This window comes from Escherichia sp. 10290 (assembly GCF_030295155.1).
GTDB lineage: Bacteria > Pseudomonadota > Gammaproteobacteria > Enterobacterales > Enterobacteriaceae > Escherichia > Escherichia coli_F.
In genome coordinates, this window is record NZ_AP025741.1 from 2,700,721 (window position 1) to 2,721,972 (window position 21,252).

At 47.8% G+C, this 21,252-nt stretch carries 15 protein-coding genes and 1 riboswitch; of the genes, 5 read left to right on the forward strand and 10 right to left on the reverse strand.

What is annotated here, in order from left to right:
- Positions 1-11: 11 nt before the first annotated feature.
- The 4 genes from QUE74_RS13725 to rcnR all read right to left on the reverse strand — a co-directional run bounded on the left by QUE74_RS13725 (position 12) and on the right by rcnR (position 2,975).
- On the reverse strand, positions 12-830 hold the full coding sequence (locus QUE74_RS13725; protein ID WP_001354758.1) for a glycoside hydrolase family 25 protein: 819 nt from the start codon (positions 828-830) through the stop codon (positions 12-14).
- 64 nt (positions 831-894) lie between these two features.
- A complete protein-coding gene (gene thiD / locus QUE74_RS13730) occupies positions 895-1,695 on the reverse strand; it encodes a bifunctional hydroxymethylpyrimidine kinase/phosphomethylpyrimidine kinase (RefSeq protein WP_000822253.1) in 801 nt (266 codons plus the stop codon).
- Positions 1,692-2,480: a hydroxyethylthiazole kinase gene (thiM, locus tag QUE74_RS13735; protein WP_001195625.1), complete on the reverse strand. Its 789-nt coding sequence runs from the start codon at positions 2,478-2,480 to the stop codon at positions 1,692-1,694. The genes thiD and thiM overlap by 4 nt, the downstream gene beginning before the upstream one ends.
- A 34-nt stretch (positions 2,481-2,514) precedes the next feature.
- A riboswitch (TPP riboswitch) is annotated at positions 2,515-2,611 on the reverse strand.
- Between the two features lie 91 nt (positions 2,612-2,702).
- Positions 2,703-2,975 carry a Ni(II)/Co(II)-binding transcriptional repressor RcnR gene (gene rcnR, locus QUE74_RS13740; RefSeq protein ID WP_000019944.1) on the reverse strand — a complete coding sequence of 91 codons (273 nt, stop codon included), beginning with the start codon at positions 2,973-2,975 and terminating at the stop codon, positions 2,703-2,705.
- Between the two features lie 120 nt (positions 2,976-3,095).
- On the opposite strand from rcnR, the gene rcnA reads away from it, so the two are divergent.
- Both rcnA and rcnB read left to right on the forward strand, forming a co-directional pair.
- The gene (rcnA, locus tag QUE74_RS13745; protein WP_000134589.1) at positions 3,096-3,917 is read left to right on the forward strand and encodes a nickel/cobalt efflux protein RcnA; all 822 of its coding nucleotides are present in this window, start codon (positions 3,096-3,098) and stop codon (positions 3,915-3,917) included.
- A gap of 204 nt (positions 3,918-4,121) precedes the next feature.
- Positions 4,122-4,460, forward strand: coding sequence for a Ni(II)/Co(II) efflux transporter accessory subunit RcnB (gene rcnB / locus QUE74_RS13750; RefSeq protein ID WP_000153074.1), 339 nt, complete (start codon positions 4,122-4,124; stop codon positions 4,458-4,460).
- A gap of 81 nt (positions 4,461-4,541) precedes the next feature.
- Here the strand turns inward: rcnB and QUE74_RS13755 are convergent, their stop codons facing one another.
- The 6 genes from QUE74_RS13755 to apbC form a co-directional block, all read right to left on the reverse strand.
- On the reverse strand, positions 4,542-5,576 hold the full coding sequence (locus QUE74_RS13755; RefSeq protein WP_000702207.1) for a putative fimbrial-like adhesin protein: 1,035 nt from the start codon (positions 5,574-5,576) through the stop codon (positions 4,542-4,544).
- Positions 5,577-5,591: 15 nt separating this feature from the next.
- Complete coding sequence (locus tag QUE74_RS13760; RefSeq protein ID WP_000945477.1) at positions 5,592-8,072, reverse strand: fimbrial biogenesis outer membrane usher protein; 2,481 nt, start codon at positions 8,070-8,072, stop codon at positions 5,592-5,594.
- Positions 8,073-8,087: 15 nt separating this feature from the next.
- On the reverse strand, positions 8,088-8,762 hold the full coding sequence (locus tag QUE74_RS13765; protein WP_000677344.1) for a fimbria/pilus periplasmic chaperone: 675 nt from the start codon (positions 8,760-8,762) through the stop codon (positions 8,088-8,090).
- Between the two features lie 80 nt (positions 8,763-8,842).
- Entirely contained in the window at positions 8,843-9,385 is a 543-nt protein-coding gene (locus tag QUE74_RS13770) for a fimbrial protein (RefSeq protein ID WP_000830468.1), read from the reverse strand.
- Positions 9,386-9,680: 295 nt separating this feature from the next.
- Complete coding sequence (locus tag QUE74_RS13775; RefSeq protein ID WP_001046488.1) at positions 9,681-9,962, reverse strand: YehE family protein; 282 nt, start codon at positions 9,960-9,962, stop codon at positions 9,681-9,683.
- Positions 9,963-10,224: 262 nt separating this feature from the next.
- Positions 10,225-11,334, reverse strand: a complete 1,110-nt coding sequence (apbC, locus tag QUE74_RS13780) for an iron-sulfur cluster carrier protein ApbC (protein WP_001005448.1) — start codon at positions 11,332-11,334, stop codon at positions 10,225-10,227.
- Between the two features lie 131 nt (positions 11,335-11,465).
- On the opposite strand from apbC, the gene metG reads away from it, so the two are divergent.
- The 3 genes from metG (at position 11,466) to QUE74_RS13795 (ending at position 21,244) form a co-directional block, all read left to right on the forward strand.
- Complete coding sequence (gene metG, locus QUE74_RS13785) at positions 11,466-13,499, forward strand: methionine--tRNA ligase (RefSeq protein WP_001360779.1); 2,034 nt, start codon at positions 11,466-11,468, stop codon at positions 13,497-13,499.
- A gap of 140 nt (positions 13,500-13,639) precedes the next feature.
- Positions 13,640-17,437, forward strand: coding sequence for a DUF4132 domain-containing protein (locus tag QUE74_RS13790; RefSeq protein WP_000844402.1), 3,798 nt, complete (start codon positions 13,640-13,642; stop codon positions 17,435-17,437).
- Positions 17,438-17,449: 12 nt separating this feature from the next.
- Positions 17,450-21,244, forward strand: a complete 3,795-nt coding sequence (locus QUE74_RS13795) for a DUF4132 domain-containing protein (protein ID WP_052953357.1) — start codon at positions 17,450-17,452, stop codon at positions 21,242-21,244.
- Positions 21,245-21,252: the final 8 nt, after the last annotated feature.

The window sequence follows — 21,252 nt, forward strand, 5'->3', positions numbered from 1 at the left end:
CTGCTTCTTATTTAAGGCGTTTCTTTAATCCCATCAACGAATCCCTGCAGCTCCTCCACCGTGCCATTAAACACATTAAAATCCACCAGGCCATTAATGCCATCCACCTGGCCACGGTCGGAATGTTGCCAGAAGCGCCAGGCCATGCCGTCATTGTCCGGACGACGTTGATAATAGTGAGCCACCCACCACGGATATTCATTGAAATAGCCCGCCAGATTGGTGTGATAAAAAACGGCTCCTGAGTAAATAATCGGCTTTTTTCCCGTGCGTTTTTCGACCATTTTTAGCCACTGACTTACCCGCTTGCGTAATTCTTTTGCCGATAATTTTCCCCGTTCTTCTACGTCCAGCACGGCAGGGAGATCGCCTTGTGAGAAATCCACCGTTTGCAGAAATAATCGCGCCTGAACTGAGGCGGATACCGACGGGGAAAAATAATGATACGCCCCACGCAACAGGCCATTTTCGCGGCTTAGTTGCCAGTTACGCGAAAAATACGGGTCCACCAGCTTTTCGCCTTCCGTCGCCTTGATAAAGGCAAATTGCAAACGAATACCGTTATCGCGCATTTTAGCCACCCGCTGCCAGTCGATCCGCTCCTGCCAGCGCGAAACATCTATTCCGTGAATGGTGTAACTGGCAGGAATGCGAATAGCGAAAGATTTAACCGGGCGATAACCGTAGAAGTGGATGTAGTCTTTAATCTGAATAGCTGTCGAATAGAAAAAATTCACCGTCTGACGCGGATAAATTGCAACGATGGAAATTAGCCCAAGAGCGCATAATAAAGCGGTGAATTTTTTTCGACTGGTGATGCTAAGCTGCATTGGTTTCATCCCTGAATGTCAGCGCCAAAGGCTGACAATAACCAAAGCAGCTATAGTACGGTGCTCACCACCAGGCGTGGAAGTGGTGAACCGGACCAATACCGTGACCAACTTCCAGCGTGTCGGCTTGGGCTAATGCCGATGAAAGCCAGCTTTTTGCCTCCTGTACGGTGTCAGCCCAGTTTGTATGGCGCGGGCGCAGTGCAGCCAACGCCGCAGAGAGCGTACAACCAGTGCCGTGAGTGTTTTTGGTCATAATGCGCGGTGCGGTAAACCGTTGTTCACCCTCGCGGGTAAACAGCCAGTCCGGGCTTTGCTCATCATCCAGATGACCACCTTTCATTAGCACTGCGCCACAGCCCATCGCCAACAGCGATCGCCCTTGTTCCAGCATTTCCTGTTCGGTGCGCGCGTGTGGCGCGTCGAGCAAGGCGGCTGCTTCGGGCAAGTTTGGCGTTATTAATGAAACATATGGCAATAATCGACTGCGTAGCGTGGCAACTGCCGAAGGTGAAAGCAGCGGGTCGCCGCTTTTTGCCAGCATAACGGTGTCGAGTACCACGTTTTGGATCTGATAACGTTGCAACCGTTCTGCCACCGCTTCAACAATATCGGTTTCCGCCAACATACCGATTTTAGTGGTGTCGATTCGCACATCAGTGAACACCGAATCCAACTGCGCGGCGACAAAATCAGGATCTATGCGATACACCGATTGCACGCCTCGGGTGTTTTGCGCTACCAGGGCGGTTATTACTGAACAACCATAAGCGCCAAGTGCCGAGAAGGTTTTAAGATCGGCCTGAATCCCCGCACCACCACTCGGATCAGTACCGGCAATCGTCAGAGCGTTAATTCGTTTCACGCCTGCACCTCCTGCGTCAATTGCCAGAGCGCATCAAGAAAATGGGGAACAAAACTGCCAGGCCCTTCACTTCTGGCGACGGCGCGTTCTCCGGCTTGTTTCATCCAGTGACAGGCAGATGCGATATTTTCCAGCATATCGCCTGGTAATGCACAACAGGCAGCGACAACTGCCGATAATGCACAGCCAGTTCCTACCACTTTGGTCATTAACGGATCGCCGCCGTGAATGCCAACGGTGCGACGACCATCGGTAATATAATCCACCTCGCCAGTGACCACGACGATTGCGCCAGTTTCCCGTGCCAGTGTTTGTGCAGCAGGTATCGCGTTAGCCGCGGCGTCAGTGGTATCCACTCCCCGTCCACCATTAGCAACGCCAGCTAATGCCATGATTTCCGAAGCATTACCACGTATCGCTGCCGGTTTAAAAGATAAAAGTTCATGACAAAAACGGCGACGATAATCGAGTGCGCCAACCGCGACCGGATCAAGCGTCCAGGGCGTTTGGGAGTGTGTTGCCTGTTCAACGGCAGCACGCATTGCCTGTGCGCGTGGCTGCGTCAGCGTGCCAACGTTAATTAGCAAGGCACTGGCGATAGCCGCAAATTGACTGGCCTCTTCTGCTTCGATAACCATCGCTGGCGATGCACCGAGCACCAGTAAAGTATTGGCAGTAAAGGTTTGCACCACATCATTGGTCATGCAATGCACAAGAGGAGAGTGTTGGTAAAAGAGGTTTAACGCGTGCGCTGATTGCGCGGAACTCAGCAGGTCGACTTGCATAGTTTGCTCCTGCCATAACGTGAAGAAGCAATGACCTGGTGGTCTGTGACTTCCCTACGCTGGCATTATCCAGATCAGGTGATACGGGTATTTCTCAGCCTTCACGCAGAAGGGCACCCCGAGTCGTTTGGTTGCGATGATGAATCGCAGAGATGGATGGTAATGTCCCGCGCACACGTTGTAAACGAGGAAAAACGGCGGTATTACAATAACGTTGTGAAATTATTTGATATATGAATCCAACACCTTCAGAACGACATCCAGATCTTCTTCACGTTTTAGCTCATCCCCCTGGTGAACGATGTGTTCCGTCAGATGCCCCTTAATCACTTCGCGCATCAGGCCGTTTACCGCGCCACGGATAGCAGCAATCTGTTGTAGAACAGCTGCGCATTCGTGCGGCTCGTCGAGCATTTTCTTGAGCGCCACGACCTGACCCTGAATCTTACTGGCACGCGCTTTCAGTTTCTGTTTATCACGGATTGTATGAGACATGGCAACACCTGGTTAACAAGAACATGAAAAATCATAGCACTATTATTCTACTGGGGGGTAGTATCAGGTACTGGGGGGGAGTAGAATCGGATTGCCGAATTAATACTAAGAATTATTATCATGACCGAATTTACCACTCTTCTTCAGCAAGGAAACGCCTGGTTCTTCATTCCCAGCGCCATCTTACTTGGTGCGCTTCATGGCCTGGAACCAGGGCACTCAAAAACGATGATGGCGGCGTTTATCATCGCCATCAAAGGCACCATTAAACAGGCGGTGATGCTCGGACTGGCAGCAACCATTTCGCATACCGCGGTGGTCTGGTTGATTGCCTTTGGCGGGATGGTGATCAGCAAACGTTTTACTGCTCAATCTGCAGAACCGTGGCTCCAGTTGATTTCCGCGGTGATCATTATTGGCACCGCGTTCTGGATGTTCTGGCGTACCTGGCGCGGCGAACGCAACTGGCTGGAGAATATGCACGGGCATGATCATGAGTATCATCACGATCACGAAGATCACCACGACCATGGACATCATCACCATCACGAACATGGGGAGTATCAGGATGCTCATGCACGAGCCCATGCCAATGACATCAAACGACGCTTCAATGGCAGAGAAGTGACCAACTGGCAAATTTTATTGTTTGGGTTAACAGGTGGACTGATCCCCTGCCCGGCAGCAATTACCGTGCTGTTGATTTGTATTCAGTTGAAAGCCCTGACACTAGGCGCAACACTGGTCGTCAGTTTCAGCATTGGCCTGGCGTTAACGCTAGTCACCGTAGGCGTTGGCGCAGCAATCAGCGTTCAGCAGGTCGCAAAACGCTGGAGCGGATTTAACACTCTCGCTAAACGTGCCCCCTATTTTTCCAGTCTGTTGATTGGCTTAGTTGGGGTGTATATGGGCGTGCATGGCTTTATGGGCATTATGCGATAGGCTGCATGTTATCTTCAGCCCAGGATGATTCTTAAATCAGCTATTTCCGCTGGCTCTCTGCTCGCTAAGGATGCTTTTAGGGCATCCTTTCATTTACACTTTTTACGAAATCATGGGATCACTAACAAAATATCGCTTGTCAGTTATATTGTATGGCAGGAAAGATATGCGACTGATATTACAGATCCCCAAAGTGGAGAGTTTATGACCATTAAAAATAAGATGTTGCTGGGTGTGCTTTTGCTGGTTACCAGTGCCGCCTGGGCCGCACCAGCCACCGCGGGTTCGACCAATACCTCGGGAATTTCTAAGTATGAGTTAAGCAGTTTCATTGCTGACTTTAAGCATTTCAAACCAGGCGATACCGTCCCAGAGATGTACCGCACCGATGAGTACAACATTAAGCAGTGGCAGTTACGTAACCTGCCCGCGCCTGATGCCGGGACGCACTGGACCTATATGGGTGGCGCGTACGTGTTGATCAGCGACACCGACGGTAAAATCATTAAAGCCTACGATGGTGAGATTTTTTATCATCGCTAAAAAAAGCCCCCTCATCATGAGGGGGAAATGCAGACACCTTGTTATTTTTTATTATTAGCCACTTGCTCGTCTTGCTTGTTATTAGTCGTATTTCACGTTGATTAATGCGGTTGCCTCCAGTGCGCCAGATTTAATTTTATTTGTATCGTAGACGTAGTAACTGGCAGTTATCGGAATTGAAACCGTTGTATCTGTAAGTTTTGACTTTGCCGCAATTTCTTTTAAATTTGTGTATTCTTTACTGCTGTTAGTGATATTTAAAAGTGTGACTGGAGAACCATTACTTTCAAGAATAAATCCTACGCCATTATCTTCCGCACCTTTCAGTATTGTGTTGCTGTTGGTTAACAAGTCAGAACTTGATAAATACACCTGCATTTTCCGTGATGTTTGATTTTGTTGACCTAATAAGTTTTTACAACGCAGAACAATATCCCCTTTGTTACTATTTATTGTTGCTTTGTTACCTGTAGCTGGTAATTGTGAAACGGGAATACTCTCTAAAGTAATTAATAAATCGTCCGGTTTGCAGGTTGTGGTTATCGGGTTGTATGACAATGTCAGATTAAAGGAATAGACACCTGCATTTTGTGCCAATGCATTTCTGTAGCTATTTACACATGCATCCCATGACTTGCCACCGAATAAACACAGTAAAAATTGTACTGCAGCACTCCCGCGTGTCGATGATGAAGCACTGGATAATGTCGCAACACCATTAATCATCACTGAACCGCCGCCCCCCGCAGAAACATTCACTTTTGCATTACTGGCCGCAGGTGTCACCGTTACCGAATAACCATTAGTGAAACTGGTCTGATTATTTGACAACGTGATGTTGTTTTTATTGGTCCATTCAAAATGTAAATTTAATTTAATTGTATCGTTATACAGCCCAACAATAATATCCGATGAATTCATGGGAGTGATGGTATTTGTACTCACACATGATGAATCGTTGAAATTATGCTCATATGTCGCCGTTTGTGTTTGAGTAAGTGCAAAATCCCCCTGAACAATCAAATTGTGCTGAACAGATAACTCACTATAACATGCTGCATAGCTCACAGGCATAACCATCATCGTTAATATAAATAGCATTATGCGAATTTTCATAGAACCACCTGACTATTACTGGCAAATATAATTTCTACTTTCATCAATCTCTTTACCGAAGGTGATTGTGCATGAAAGCCCTTGTTGCTTATCAATTGCTACATTAACCGATGGCGGTACTTCATTGGTGCGAATAAATAACTGGCTTCCCTGGCCGACAACGCCAATATTGTGACCGTGGATATCATTGACTTCATAACCAAACGTTAATGGTTGCCCATCCGTTCTTAACGCTTTTATAAACCAGGGCTTGCGCTGATCGGTATCAAAATTAACCAGTACAACCGCGCCGCGAAAAGGGGCGGCAATGTTCCGGTTGCCACGTAATTCTGCTTCGCTATCGCTTTGCGACACATCCAGCATCAGGTGATTTTCCCGATAAGGTGTCATTCCATCGTATACCACCACTCCATTACGGTTTGTTGTGCGATATTTTTGCCCATTGACATAAGCATCTTTAATTCCTGGCGCATTCATCACAGCAAACGTTTCGGAAAGACGGTTCGCCAGATTAACGCCACCCGACCAGGCGACAATGCCCCCTGAAAGACTGGCTCCAGCCTGTCGATAAGTACTCGACTGACTATAACTGCCATTCACCGTTGCCACCGGCGCGTTCCAGGTTAAATTCGCTCCAGCTGTCGTTTCATTTCCCTGATGCTGATGACTTAAGTTGACCCCATAGTTAAATTGATCCCGGCTTCCAACGGTTCCCGATAATCCCGTATTATTTGAGGCAAAACCCTGATCATCAAACGTCGTTGAGTTAGACATATATATTTGCCGACGAGGCGTCGTAACGTCATCACCCCAATCAAAGGGAATCGATATAAAAATATTAAAACGTTTCTCTTCATGATGATTCTCGTCATAAGCCTGGCTTGCCGCGAGGGTATAGCTTATCCGTCGCAGGTTGTTGGAATAACTCAACTGATAATCCTTACTGCTGCCGCTACGCCCCCAGTAATCTCGCCATAACGTACTTAAGGACACAGAACCCCAGCCTTCTGGCAATGACTGGCTCATATTGGCAGAAAAGCTATTTTTACGGCCAAAATCGTTCTGGTAATAATCGGCAATGTCATAGATATCGTTTTCATCACGGCGATAATTATCTTTATTGTTTGCCCAAACGTGATCGTTAAATGTCCGGTAATCACGCGACGAATAACGCCAGGCCGCCAGACCAAAACGCGTCGACGTTTGGCTCACAAATTTGTTGTAGGCAATTTGATAACTTTGCCCGTCAAACACATCGCCGTTGTCTTGTTTACTATGCGACTTCGTGGCATCGACGGAAATGGCACCAATGCGTGTATTCCAGCCAGTCCCCAAAGTGAACGCGTAATAATTATTCGCGACCATCGATCCGCCATACAGCGTCAATAAGTTATTAAAACCATACTGATAACCCGCCTGAACAAAATCACTTTGTTTGCTCGCCCCTTCAATATGGCTACGACCTGCCGCAAAATCATATTTCGACACGCCGGGTTGCAGCATATTCGGCACTGCTGCATAAGGCACCAGATAGGTGGTTACCGAACCGTCCGCCTCTTTCACGCTGACATCAAGATCTGCTCCACCACCGGCCAACTGCAAATCTGTAATCGCAAACGGGCCAGGAGGAACCTCTTTCTGATAAACCACAAAACCGTTCTGTTCAATAGTTACCAGCGCGTTACTCTGAGCAATCCCCTGCACCCGTGGAGTAAAATTTTGTTTCGAGTTAGGCAACATCTGCATATCACGAAACAACCGCACACCGCTGAAGCGAACAGAATCAAAAATATCGCTTGATGTGTACATATCACCCACGCGAAGCGTGCCGAGAAGTTGGGCAAATCCACGTTCCAGATACAGGGTATTGCTTTTCCACACCCCTGGATTGCTATTTGTTTTACTTAAACTGGCATCAGAATGCAGTTGCCACCCCAGTAAGTTTAACCCGCTGTTAAAACGTACATATGTACTCTTGCTATTACCCGACGCTTTATAGTCGCTGTAATACTGACTCACATAATAAGAGGTATAAAACGCATTAATACCCCGCTCCCAGTTTTCCGGTGGAACATAGCCACTTTCCAGTTCTTCCACCCACGCCTGCGGTACACTGAAATCGAGACGAAAAACTCCGATATCCCAGGTATAGCTCCCACCGTGAACAAGTTGCTCAAATGTTAAACATTGCTTACCGCTGGCAAAGTTATCGGTATTAATACCCAATCGCTTTATAATTTCCCTTTCCAGGCATGTTTCTTCGTGATTATCTTTAACGATAACCTCGTATTTCCCTCGCCATTGCTTATTGACATAAATATCGATTTCATACTGCCCTGGCAAGGGTTGATTATCATCAAGACGAATATTTGCAACCTGCTGGTCTTTCATTCCACCTATCATAAAATGAGTATCAAAAGTTTCTTCAGCTGCATAAGCTTCAATGCCAAGCAATAACGCTACGATTGCTGATGCAAGTGGGGTCATTCTCAACATAGGTAGCTCCTGCAATTAAATTTTGTCACTAATATAGTTGCCATGGTCATCGATAATGGTCAGATGCCAGCTATTCGCATTATTAGTTTTGACATTAACACTCTGACTTTCCAATGGTGCAATCATGATAGTTTCATAATTGACTTTAACATTATTAGCTTTGACATCCGAAATCGTTACCCAATTTGCTGAGTCATTTTTTATCACCAATCCATTGCCACTGCGATTTACCAGTAACTTTTTAAATGTCGCTTTATTTACCGGTGCAATACCCGCAGGCCGGTAAAACAATTTGATTCTGTTTTGCATTGCAAATTTCAGTGCATTCTTGCCCTCTTGCTCTGGACTATTTGGTGGAATATCCAGAACATTCAGATAAAAAATGCTCTCTTTATTAGTGGGCAGTTTATTCGACATAATTTTGATTTTTACTTGCTGCCCGGAATTTGCCCCTATTTTTGCCACTGGTGGCGTTAACATGAAAGGAACCTGAATTTTTTCTGGTGGTAACGACGTATCGCCATCATCAATCCACGCCTGCAGCAGCGAAGAACGGTTTCCCTGGTTCATCAACTGCACCATCACTTCTTTATTTTCTGCCGGGTAAATAATGCGCGTCCCGTAGATAACAATTCCGGCATGCGCAGGAAGGACCATAGAAGAAATAAGTAAAGCTAATAATCCTTTCATCTTAATGCCTCTTAAATTAAAAGGCCGCCATGGGGATAGCGGCCATGTTTATTACCTGGGGAAATTTGAAATTTTATTTATTAATCCTGCGCCACACGCATAACCAGAGAAGATAACACATCACCTGATTGCACTGAGTTATCTGTCAGTTTCAGATATTTCGCTTTAAACGGAATGGCATATTGACCTTCCGCTGTTTTATAACTTTCAATGTTAAAAGGTGCAGAAACATCCAGGACATCGCTGTTATCACCTAAATAGAGATAGTACCCCACGGTATCGTTGCTACTGGCTATCGCCTTATCGTTTCCGGTTATTTTATCGTTGGTAATCAACGAGAGTTTTACACCAGCAACTTCTTTCGGACAGCTAATTTTTAACATGCTGCTGGTTACACCGACTGCATCATCATAGGTCGAGTATTTAGCTTTACCTTCAAAGACAGTGGTTGGTACAGTTGGCATATTAATACTTACTGAATCGCCACCCGCTTCGAATTTACACGGAGATTCTGCAATATTCCCTTTAATGGTTAATGTTCCGGTATCAACGTCTGCGGCAAATACCCCAGCGCTCATAAAAAAAGAAGAAAAGACAGCGGCAGCAATAATTGAACGTTTCATAATATGTTCCTTAATAAAATTTATTTTTTGGTTGTTAAGAGTCTGTATCTCTTGGAAACAAATTTCTCACATCAAAAAAGTTGCCGCAATGTAAACATATTGTTTTATTGATTTAAAACAAATTAACCATTGCAATATAAATACAACAAATACTTAAGCATATTAAATATTTATCACATCTATTAATTAATGCAGATTTTTTTAAATGGTATTATTAATATCAATAAAAAAGCTGAAATCATTCACGCGAATGATTTCAGCTTTCTAAATCCGCTTAAAGAACCAGGGTGGCAAATTAATCGTAGCGATTTAACACGATTCGACGTTTGCTATCGCTACCTGCAACAACCACTTCTGTCGTCACACCTTTGACTGGCGAAGAAACCTGATGACGGGTATCAACATCATACGTTAACTGACCACAATGCTGTTGAGGTTGACCATTAACCATAGCCATACTGCATGTTGGGGGACTGATCCTGCCATTAATCGTTAATGTGGCAGTCTGTGAAGAGAACGCGGGAGAAGCCATTCCATAGGCAAGAAAAATAATTCCTGACAGCCAGTACTTATTCATTGAACGTTATCCCTGTAGTAAAGGTTATGCCTGGATAGAATGAGTGCATAACAAACTATAGCTGTACATCCACTACACAGCCACGAAGGATGATAATGAAGCATTGCCTGTACGATCAATCGACTTTATAGAGTTTCGGACGAAGGTCCGCAGAATATTCGCAGCATTAAATAAGTGTTCATTAATGCGGCAAAAACAAATACACCGCATCAATGTAACATCTCTGCGGTGTACGAAAAACAACCAAAAAGGTTAATACGCGTCAGACCGCGCGGAAGGAAATCTCGCCAGGAATGACTTCTCCCTGCCAATAAAGCTGGGCTGCAACGCGGTCAGCCAGCTGGCGGTAGATAGCGGTAAATTCGCTCTCCGGACGGCTGATAACCGTTGGCGTGCCTTTATCGAGATCTTCACGTAAGGAGATGTGTAACGGCATCTGCCCCAGCAACTGCGTGTGGTATTTCTCGGCCAGTTTCTCTGCACCACCGGTACCGAAAATCGGTTCATGGTGACCACAGTTACTGCAAATATGCACGCTCATGTTCTCGACAATACCGAGCACCGGAACCTCGACTTTCTCGAACATCACAATGCCTTTTTTCGCATCGATCAACGCAATGTCCTGCGGGGTGGTGACCACTACCGCGCCAGTTACTGGAATGTTTTGTGCCAGTGTCAATTGAATGTCACCGGTGCCTGGCGGCATATCAAGCACCAGATAGTCGAGATCCGGCCACAAGGTTTCCTGCAACATCTGCATTAACGCCTTGCTCGCCATCGGACCACGCCACACCATCGCATTGTCGTCAGTGACCAGATAACCAATTGAATTGGTTGCCAGTCCATGAGACATAATCGGTGCCATATGGGTACCGTCCGGCGAAGTTGGACGCTGATTTTCTGCGCCCAGCATGGTGGGTATTGATGGGCCGTAGATATCGGCGTCCAGAATGCCGACTTTCGCCCCTTCCGCCGCCAGTGCCAGCGCCAGATTTACCGCCGTGGAGGATTTACCCACGCCGCCTTTACCGGAGCTGACCGCAATGATGTTCTTCACGCCGTTAATTCCCGGCTGATTCTTCACGCGTTTTAAGGTGGCGATATTGTGCGACAGTTTCCAGTCGATAGCTTTCGCCCCGGTGATGCGCAGCAGTTCAGCGCTACATTGCTCTTTTAACTCTTCGAACGCGCTATGCCAGACGAATGGCATAACCAGTTCCACATGCAACGTGTCGTCCATCCAGGCGACATGGTGCAACGCTTTCAGCGTGGTGAGGTTATGCTTCAGGGTTGGGTGCTGAAAATTGGCCAGTGTCCCGGCGACCATTGCGCGCAAGGCTTCTGGTGATTTGGCCTGGGATTGTTCGTTCATCCCGACTCCTTTTTTGTATAGATAAACCATCAGCTGATAGTTTACCTGAAGAATATAGAGAAGTACTTACTTAACATTTTCCCATTTGGTACTATCTAACCCCTTTTCACTATTAAGAAGTAATGCCTACTATGACTCAAGTCGCGAAGAAAATTCTGGTGACGTGCGCACTGCCGTACGCTAACGGCTCAATCCACCTCGGCCATATGCTGGAGCACATCCAGGCTGATGTCTGGGTCCGTTACCAGCGAATGCGCGGCCACGAGGTCAACTTCATCTGCGCCGACGATGCCCACGGTACACCAATCATGCTGAAAGCTCAGCAGCTTGGTATCACTCCGGAGCAGATGATTGGCGAAATGAGTCAGGAGCATCAGACTGATTTCGCAGGCTTTAACATCAGCTATGACAACTATCACTCGACGCACAGTGAAGAGAACCGACAGTTGTCAGAACTTATCTATACTCGCCTGAAGGAAAACGGTTTTATTAAAAACCGCACCATCTCTCAACTGTACGATCCGGAAAAAGGCATGTTCCTGCCGGACCGTTTTGTAAAAGGCACCTGCCCGAAATGTAAATCCCCGGATCAATACGGCGATAACTGCGAAGTCTGCGGCGCGACCTACAGCCCGACTGAACTGATCGAGCCGAAATCGGTGGTTTCTGGCGCTACCCCGGTAATGCGTGATTCTGAACACTTCTTCTTTGATCTGCCCTCTTTCAGCGAAATGCTGCAGGCATGGACCCGCAGCGGTGCGTTGCAGGAGCAGGTGGCAAACAAAATGCAGGAGTGGTTTGAATCTGGCCTGCAACAATGGGATATCTCCCGCGACGCCCCTTACTTCGGTTTTGAAATTCCGAACGCGCCGGGCAAATATTTCTACGTCTGGCTGGACGCACCGATTGGCTACATGGGTTCTTTCAAGAATCTGTGTGACAAGCGCGGCGACAGCGTAAGCTTCGATGAATACTGGAAGAAAGACTCCACCGCCGAGCTGTACCACTTCATCGGTAAAGATATTGTTTACTTCCACAGCCTGTTCTGGCCTGCCATGTTGGAAGGTAGCAACTTCCGCAAGCCGACCAACCTGTTTGTTCACGGCTATGTAACGGTGAACGGCGCGAAGATGTCCAAGTCTCGCGGCACCTTTATTAAAGCCAGCACCTGGCTGAATCATTTTGACGCTGACAGCCTGCGTTACTACTACACTGCGAAACTCTCTTCGCGCATTGATGATATCGATCTCAACCTCGAGGATTTCGTCCAGCGCGTGAATGCCGATATCGTTAATAAGGTTGTAAACCTGGCATCCCGTAACGCGGGCTTTATCAACAAGCGTTTTGACGGCGTGTTGGCAAGCGAACTGGCTGACCCGCAGTTGTACAAAACCTTCACGGATGCCGCTGAAGTGATTGGCGAAGCGTGGGAAAGCCGTGAATTTGGTAAAGCAGTGCGCGAAATCATGGCACTGGCTGACCTGGCTAACCGCTATGTCGATGAACAGGCTCCGTGGGTAGTCGCAAAACAGGAAGGTCGCGATGCTGACCTGCAGGCGATTTGCTCTATGGGCATTAACCTGTTCCGCGTGCTGATGACCTACCTGAAACCGGTACTGCCAAAACTGACCGAGCGTGCAGAAGCATTCCTCAATACGGAACTGACTTGGGATGGTATCCAGCAACCGCTGCTGGGCCACAAAGTGAATCCGTTCAAGGCGCTGTATAACCGTATTGACATGAAGCAGGTTGAAGCACTGGTGGAAGCATCTAAAGAAGAAGTGAAAGCCACTGCCGCACCAGTTACTGGCCCGCTGGCAGATGATCCGATTCAGGAAACCATCACCTTTGACGACTTCGCCAAAGTTGACCTGCGCGTGGCGTTGATCGAAAACGCAGAGTTTGTTGAAGGTTCTGACAAACTGCTGCGCCTGACGCTGGATCTCGGCGGTGAAAAACGCAATGTCTTCTCCGGCATTCGTTCTGCTTACCCGGATCCGCAGGCATTGATTGGTCGTCACACCATTATGGTGGCTAACCTGGCACCACGTAAAATGCGCTTCGGTATCTCCGAAGGCATGGTGATGGCTGCCGGTCCTGGCGGGAAAGATATCTTCCTGCTAAGCCCGGATGCCGGTGCTAAACCGGGCCATCAGGTGAAATAATCCCCCTTCAAGGCGCTGCATCGACAGCGCCTTTTCTTTATGAATTCCTAAAGTTGTTTTCTTGTTTGTTCAACGCTCTTAATTTTTTTCATTAACTGCTAGCATCCGCTTATAACTGGATATAAATACAGGGAACGCGGATGAAGAGTTATATCTATCAGGACGAAAAATCACATAAATTCTGGGCGGTGGAGCAGCAAGGTAACGAGTTGCATATCAGTTGGGGAAAAGTTGGCACCCAAGGGCAAAGCCAGATAAAAAGCTTTGCGGATGCTGCGGCGGCGGAAAAAGCGGAACTGAAGCTTATCGCTGAGAAAACGAAAAAAGGCTATGTGGAAGACGCTTCGGCAAACGTGCATATCCCCCCCGTCACCAAAGTCACTCCTGACGTTGAAACTTCACCTGAGAGTAAAAACAAACGCCCATGGCTGGCTGATGATGCAGCCATTCCGCTAACCGACGATATTAACCGATTTGCTTTTCCACATCGCTCTCGCCCCAGAGATATCAATTATCTGCACAAAGATGGCCAAATATGGAAGCGCATCGCGAATAACACGAGGGCATATGACCCCGACAATAATTACCGCTCTTATCCAGAAAACTGGCAGCAGGCTTTTGCTGAGTTACAAATGCGAGTTCAGGGTAATCAACCGACAGGGAGTGCGCAATCTGATGCAGCATTGCTCTGGGGCTTTTGGAACTCTTACTCTCAAGATGAACTGGTCGATGACTTAGTCATTCGCTGTGGTCTGGAAAGTGCCGTTGAAATCGCCCTTCTCGCTCTTCAACTCAAATATAAACCAGTAAAAGGCGCAGTAACCACCATCATTCCACCTAATCACGAAGCAGAATCGCTACCGAGTTGGCATCAACGTCTATGTCATCATCTTTCACTCGCTTCAGAAGATGAGTGGCAACGCTGTGTGGATAAAGTGCTTACTGCTATTCCGACGCTATCCCCAGCACGGCAACCTTTTGCCGCGTTACTGCTCCCTGAACGCCCGGATATTGCCAATGCTATGGCGCTACATTATGCAGACCAAAACGTTCCGGCGATAACCTGGTTAAGACTGGTAGTAACCGATGATATAGCTCTGACTACAGCAGAAAAATACGACTTCCCACCGTTGTATCGTGATTTTCGCGCTTATCTGGCAATGTTGCTGGCAAATAATGGGGGGCGCGGTGTAAGCCGGATACTTACTGAGTTTGTGGAAGAGCATTCTGACAATCCCACTTATCTCTTCGAGCGCATCAGCGAGACTGAAGATCTTGTCAAATGGCTATGGAAAACGAATCACCCGGATGCGATTCAAATTCTGATCCTCGGTGTAAATGGCAAGAAAAAGCACCTGGAATACTTAAGCAAAGCCTGCCAAAAACATCCCGCTGCGGCTATTGCCGCTTATGCTACTTTGCTGGCAATACATGAAGACAAAGAGTGGCGTAAAGCGCTTGTCAAACTGATTACCGTCACGCCAGAATTAGTACGCGACGTCATTCCCTGGGTTAATGCTAAAGCGGCAGGCATCTTATCTGAATGTCGTCCTCAGTCAGTAGCTGAAGAATATGAGTATGCCACTGCGGATATGTTGCCAGAGCTGCTTGTCGCTCCACCGTGGGCAATAAATAAGAAAAAGAATGTAATACCCGTATTTGATTTACCGGTACTTCCCATCCCTTCCGTCACTGACATCACACCTGGAATTACAGAGTTAATCAGTCACACTGACATATCCAGATTCAGTGAAATCGCGAAATATCAGGCATCACAGCAAACCTTATTTACCGACCTACCACTAATTGAAAAAGAAAGCTGGGAGACATCTTTCATTCCTTTTACACCAGAACAACAAATCCTTTGGCAATTAGGTTTTAATGAATGGCTGCATTGCGAAGATGACTTACATGAAAAAAAACACATACCGCAAAGCGCTGTTGATGCCTTGTTGCGCTTTGATTTTCCAGCACTAAAAGCTGAGTTTGCGAAATATCACAACAATGCCAACAAAAGCTGGAATTTATCTGCGCTTTGTTACTTACCGGGACAACAGGCGATTTCATTTCTCAACCAAATAATCATTGAGGAGCGATATTCAGGTGAGAAAGAGATTCTGGCAGTTTTTGGTAGTACGGCCATTCCTGCGTTTATGACCTGCTTGCAACGAGATCATCAACGACTGTGGATATTCACCCTCTTTATTGGGGCCAGTGAACTAGCCTTACCAATGGCGCAGCGGTTACAGAAAAAAATGGCTTACAAGGATGCCGTTAATTGGCTGGCAAATAACCCGCGCCATGCCGCCGCCGGGCTACTGCCTTTGGCGCTGGGCAAACCGTGCCAAAATCGGGAATATGCCCGCCAGGCGCTCCGACTGCTAGTGAAATTAAACCAGCGAGAAACGATTGAGAAAATCGCGCAAGGATATAATCAACCTGATGTTTTAGCTGCGCTGGCAACATTATTTGATAGCGATCCTCTGGAAGAATATCCCGCAAAAATCGCCCCACTGCCCGGCTTTTATCAGTTCACCTTATGGCGCAGACCACGGCTTAAAAGTAACAACCTGCCTCTACCAGATGACGCTATGCGCCACCTGGGCACTATGCTGAGCTTTCCTCGCGACATTACCGCCTACGCTGGGCTGGAGATCATCAAAGAAACCTTCACTCGCGAATCACTGGCTGACTTTGGCTGGGATCTGTATACCGCCTGGACAGAAGCTGGCGCACCCGCAAAAGAAAACTGGGCATTTACTTCGCTGGGGATTTTAGGCAATGACGACACCGCGCGTAAATTAACCCCGCTTATCCGTGCCTGGCCTGGGGAATCACAGCATAAACGGGCGGTGTCCGGGTTGGATGTATTAGCTGATATTGGCAGCGATGTTGCGCTAATGCTGCTTAATGGCATTGCGAAAAAGATTAAATTCGTTGCATTACAGGAACATGCCCGCGAGAAAATCAACATAGTTGCTGAAAACCGTGGGCTGACTATGGCTGAACTGGAAGACCGCCTGGCTCCAGATTTAGGGCTTGATAGCAGTGGCTCGCTGATACTGGATTTCGGCCCACGTCAATTCACCGTTGTTTTTGACGAAACCTTAAAACCTGTAGTGCGCGATGCAAACGGCAAAGTCCTGAAAGATTTACCCAAACCAAATCAGAGCGATGATAAAACACTGGCAACTGACGCCGTTAACCTCTTCAAACAATTGAAGAAAGATGTGCGCGCCATTGCCAGTCAGCAGATTGATCGTCTGGAGCAGGCTATGTGCCAGCGCAGACGCTGGACGGCAGAACAGTTCCGCCTGTTTCTGGTGGAGCATCCGCTGGTACGTCACTTAACCCGACGGCTGTTATGGGGAGTATATACTGAGGAAAACACGCTGATTGCCTGCTTCCGGGTCGCAGAAGACAGCACTTACAGCGATGCGCAGGATGAGTTATTCACGCTGCCAGCAGGAAACATCGGTATACCGCATGTGCTGGAGATCCCCCCTGAATCTGCCGCTGCATTCAGGCAAATTTACGCTGATTACGAACTGCTTCCCCCCTTCCAACAGCTCGATCGTGGTAGTTATCGTCTTGCTGATAATGAACGGAATACCCACGACCTGACACGCTGGCAAGGACAGCTCTGTCAGGCCGGACGTATTGTCGGGCTAGAGCGCCGAGGCTGGCAACGTCTGGAAGAAAGCGGCAGCGTCTATGCGATGCGCAAATCTACCCCTTATGGCGATCTCGAACTTGAAACAGAACATTTTTCATTAATTTATGGTGAAACAGGTTATGGCGACCTGTTACCTGTTGAAAGCGTAAAAATCACCTCGCCAGATGATCGCTACGGTAAACAACCTTTACTTACTTTTTCCATGCTCGACGACATCACCGCCAGCGAGCTGATTAACGACATTGAATCATTGTTTGATTAAAAGGATTTAGCAATGAAAACCTATATTTATCAGGACGAAAAATCACATAAATTCTGGGCAGTGGAGCAACAGGGAAACGAGCTGCATATTAGTTGGGGCAAAGTCAGTACCAACGGGCAAAGCCAGGTAAAAAGCTTTGCTGATGCTGCGGCGGCGGAAAAAGCGGAACTGAGGCTGATTGCGGAGAAGGTGAAGAAGGGGTATGTGGAGCAAGCGAAGGATAATTCTTTGCAACCTTCCCAAACGGTAACGGATTCTCTCAAGGTAGCGGCCTTATCCACCATTATTCAGGAACAACCCTTTTGCGTAGCAGAAGCCCGTGTGGCTGACAAAAATACAGATGATGTTTTACCGTGGCTGGCGAAAGATATTGCTGTCGTTTTTCCGCCCGAAGTTGTACACACCACGTTAAGCCATCGCCGCTTTCCCGGAGTTCCTGTTCAGCAAGCAGACAACTTGACCCAGTTACGTCGCTTAGCCTGTAGCGTGTCGCAACGGGATAATAAAACAGCCACATTTGACTTCAGCGCCTGTTCTTTAGTATGGCAAAACACCGTCGCCCAGGCGATCAGTCAGATCGACTGCCTGAAAACAACACAGTTACCATCACCAGTAATGGCTGTACTCACGGCACTTGAAATGAAATGCACAAGATATAAAGTGCGTGAGGATGTTATGGATCAGATCATTCAGGAAGGCGGTCTGGAATATGCTACTGATGTAATAATACACCTTCAACAGATTGATATTGAATGGAATTATGCGAATAATATCATTATTATTCTGCCGTCTGGCATTGCACCTGATAACTTGCAGCAATATTCCAGTTTTGAATTACGCCTACGGAAACATTTATCACTGGCGGAAGAGTCTCTCTGGCAAAAATGTGCACAAAAACTTATTGCCGCAATTCCACATATTCCAGAATGGCGGCAACCATTAATTGCTATGTTATTACCCGAAAAACCAGAAATTGCACATGAAATTGCCCAGCGTCTACTGGGGAAAAAAAAATTACCCTCGCTTGAGTGGCTAAAAATAGTGGCGACTGATGAGCACATTCTTGCCTCATTAGAAAAATATCACGAGCCATATGCCATTTTTGATGATTACTATTGTGGTGCGATATGGTCAGCCACCGTATTACAGGAGCAAGGTGTTGCAGCCCTGCCCCGATTTGCTCCCTATGCCGCAAGTGACTACTGCGCCGATGTGTTGCGTCATATCAATCATCCGTTCGCATTAACACTGCTTATACGTGTAGCCGGGCATACTAAACGCTGTCACGATCGAATGACGAAAGCCTGCGCTGCGTTCCCACACGCAGCACTGGCAGCACTGGCGGAACTTCTAGTGCAAAAAGAAGAGAATAGTTGGCGCATTATGCTAATGACGATGCTTATCTCGCAACCAGCACTGGCAGAACAGGTCATTCCCTGGCTTTCGACACCCGCAGCTGCAGTGCTGAAATCATGCCAGCAACAACTGACACAGCCCTCAAACCATGCCAGCACCGATCTACTGCCGGCCATAGTAGTCTCCCCACCATGGCTTTCGAAAAAGAAAAAATCGTCGATTCCGGTGCTTGATTTAGCACCATTAGGCATTGAGCCAATCAGTTATCTGACAGAAGAAATCAGTAATCAACTTTTGGCGAAATATATCTGGTATTCAAAACACATCACGGTTAGTCATGAAGAAAGTACTGCCAATCTGTTGGCAAGGATGGGTTTTCAACGACGGATCGCTGGTACATATATTAAAGCTCCCGAAGCGGTAGTTGAGGCATGGCTAAATGAAGATTATGCAACCTTAATAAGTGAATTTAAGGTGTTTCATTCACCTACCGGGCATTATTGGCATTTGGGGATTTTGACAACATTGCCGCTGGAGAAAGCAATAAGAGCATGGAATGCCCTTACTGTATCTCCGCATACCGATACCGAATACGCCATGTTACATTTTGGACTCAAAGGATTACCTGGGTTAGTAAACTCACTTGCACGCTATCCACAGGAAGCCTTGCCCATAACGAATTACTTCGCAGCGAGTGAGCTGGCTCCTGCCGTCGCCCGCGCCTTCAACAAACTCAAAACCCTACGACAAGACGCCCGTAGCTGGCTGCTGAAATACCCGGAACACGCCATTACCGGCCTGCTGCCCGCGGCGCTCGGCAAAGCCGGTGAAGCGCAGGACAACGCCCGCGCTGCCTTGCGTATGCTTACAGAAAACGGTCATCAGCCATTATTGCAAGAAATCGCCCGGCGTTATAACCAGCCGGAAGTAACAGACGCGGTGAACGCTCTGCTAGCGCTCGATCCCTTAGATAATCACCCGACAAAAATCCCCACTCTTCCGGCCTTTTATCAGCCATCGCTCTGGACGCGCCCGGTATTAAAAGCAAACGCCCAATCACTGCCAGATAGCGCCCTCTTCCACCTCGGTGAAATGCTTCGCTTCCCTCAGGAAGATACGCTGTATCCGGGGTTATTACAGGTGAAAGACGCCTGTACTGCCGACTCACTGGCTGAGTTTGCCTGGGATCTGTTTACCGCCTGGGAGACCGCTGGCGCGCCGTCGAAAGAGAGCTGGGCGTTCACTGCATTAGGTGTTCTTGGCAACGATGACACCGCCCGCAAACTGACGCCATTAATCCGCGCCTGGCCTGGTGAATCCCAGCATAAACGCGCCACCGTCGGGCTGGATATCCTCGCTGCTATCGGTAGTGATATCGCCCTGATGCAGCTTAACGGCATCGCCCAGAAACTGAAATTCAAAGCATTACAGGAGCGGGCAAAAGAAAAAATTGCCGACATTGCCGAGAGCCGCGAACTCACGGTGGCGGAGCTTGAAGACCGGTTAGCACCGGATCTCGGTCTGGATGATAACGGTTCGCTGCTGCTGGATTTTGGCCCACGGCAGTTCACCGTCAGCTTTGATGAAACCTTAAAACCGTTTGTGCGCGATGTTTCCGGCAGCCGCCTGAAAGACTTGCCTAAACCGAACAAAAGCGATGATGAAACCCAAGCGAACGATGCAGTTAACCGCTACAAACTGCTGAAAAAAGATGCGCGTACCGTTGCCGCCCAGCAGGTGGCAAGGCTGGAATCCGCCATGTGCCTGCGCCGCCGCTGGTCGCCGGAAAACTTTCAGCTCTTTCTGGTTGAGCATCCGCTGGTCTGCCACTTAACCCGCCGTCTGATTTGGGGCATTTATAGCGCAGACAACCAGTTACTGGCGTGCTTCCGTGTGGCGGAAGATAACAGCTACAGCACCGCTGACGATGATCTTTTCACCCTGCCGGAAGGCGATATCTCTATTGGTATTCCTCACGTTCTGGAAATATCACCGACGGATGCCGCCGCCTTTGGTCAGCTTTTTGCCGACTACGAGCTGTTACCGCCGTTCCGCCAGCTCGACCGCAACAGTTATGCCCTGACAGAAACCGAGCGCAATGCCAGCGAATTGACCCGCTGGGCAGGCAGAAAATGCCCGAGCGGTCGGGTAATGGGGCTGGCGAATAAAGGCTGGATGCGTGGTGAACCGCAGGACGGTGGCTGGATCGGCTGGATGATCAAACCTCTGGGCCGCTGGTCATTAATCATGGAAATCGATGAAGGATTTGCAGTTGGTATGTCGCCAGCCGAACTCAGTGCCGAGCAACTCTTAAGCAAGCTGTGGCTATGGGAAGGCAAAGCAGAAAGCTATGGCTGGGGGAGTCATTCAACACAGGAAGCGCAGTTCTCCGCACTCGATGACATCACCGCCAGCGAGTTGATTAACGATATTGAAGCCCTGTTTGAATAAGGAAAGAG

Bases quoted from the DNA above. Each gene is read 5' to 3' on its own strand.
- QUE74_RS13725 (WP_001354758.1), bottom strand. From the start codon at position 830: ATGCAGCTTAGCATCACCAGTCGAAAAAAATTCACCGCTTTATTATGC.
- thiM (WP_001195625.1), bottom strand. From the start codon at position 2,480: ATGCAAGTCGACCTGCTGAGTTCCGCGCAATCAGCGCACGCGTTAAAC.
- rcnR (WP_000019944.1), bottom strand. From the start codon at position 2,975: ATGTCTCATACAATCCGTGATAAACAGAAACTGAAAGCGCGTGCCAGT.
- rcnA (WP_000134589.1), top strand. From the start codon at position 3,096: ATGACCGAATTTACCACTCTTCTTCAGCAAGGAAACGCCTGGTTCTTC.
- rcnB (WP_000153074.1), top strand. From the start codon at position 4,122: ATGACCATTAAAAATAAGATGTTGCTGGGTGTGCTTTTGCTGGTTACC.
- QUE74_RS13755 (WP_000702207.1), bottom strand. From the start codon at position 5,576: ATGAAAATTCGCATAATGCTATTTATATTAACGATGATGGTTATGCCT.
- QUE74_RS13760 (WP_000945477.1), bottom strand. From the start codon at position 8,072: ATGTTGAGAATGACCCCACTTGCATCAGCAATCGTAGCGTTATTGCTT.
- QUE74_RS13765 (WP_000677344.1), bottom strand. From the start codon at position 8,762: ATGAAAGGATTATTAGCTTTACTTATTTCTTCTATGGTCCTTCCTGCG.
- QUE74_RS13770 (WP_000830468.1), bottom strand. From the start codon at position 9,385: ATGAAACGTTCAATTATTGCTGCCGCTGTCTTTTCTTCTTTTTTTATG.
- QUE74_RS13775 (WP_001046488.1), bottom strand. From the start codon at position 9,962: ATGAATAAGTACTGGCTGTCAGGAATTATTTTTCTTGCCTATGGAATG.
- apbC (WP_001005448.1), bottom strand. From the start codon at position 11,334: ATGAACGAACAATCCCAGGCCAAATCACCAGAAGCCTTGCGCGCAATG.
- metG (WP_001360779.1), top strand. From the start codon at position 11,466: ATGACTCAAGTCGCGAAGAAAATTCTGGTGACGTGCGCACTGCCGTAC.
- QUE74_RS13790 (WP_000844402.1), top strand. From the start codon at position 13,640: ATGAAGAGTTATATCTATCAGGACGAAAAATCACATAAATTCTGGGCG.
- QUE74_RS13795 (WP_052953357.1), top strand. From the start codon at position 17,450: ATGAAAACCTATATTTATCAGGACGAAAAATCACATAAATTCTGGGCA.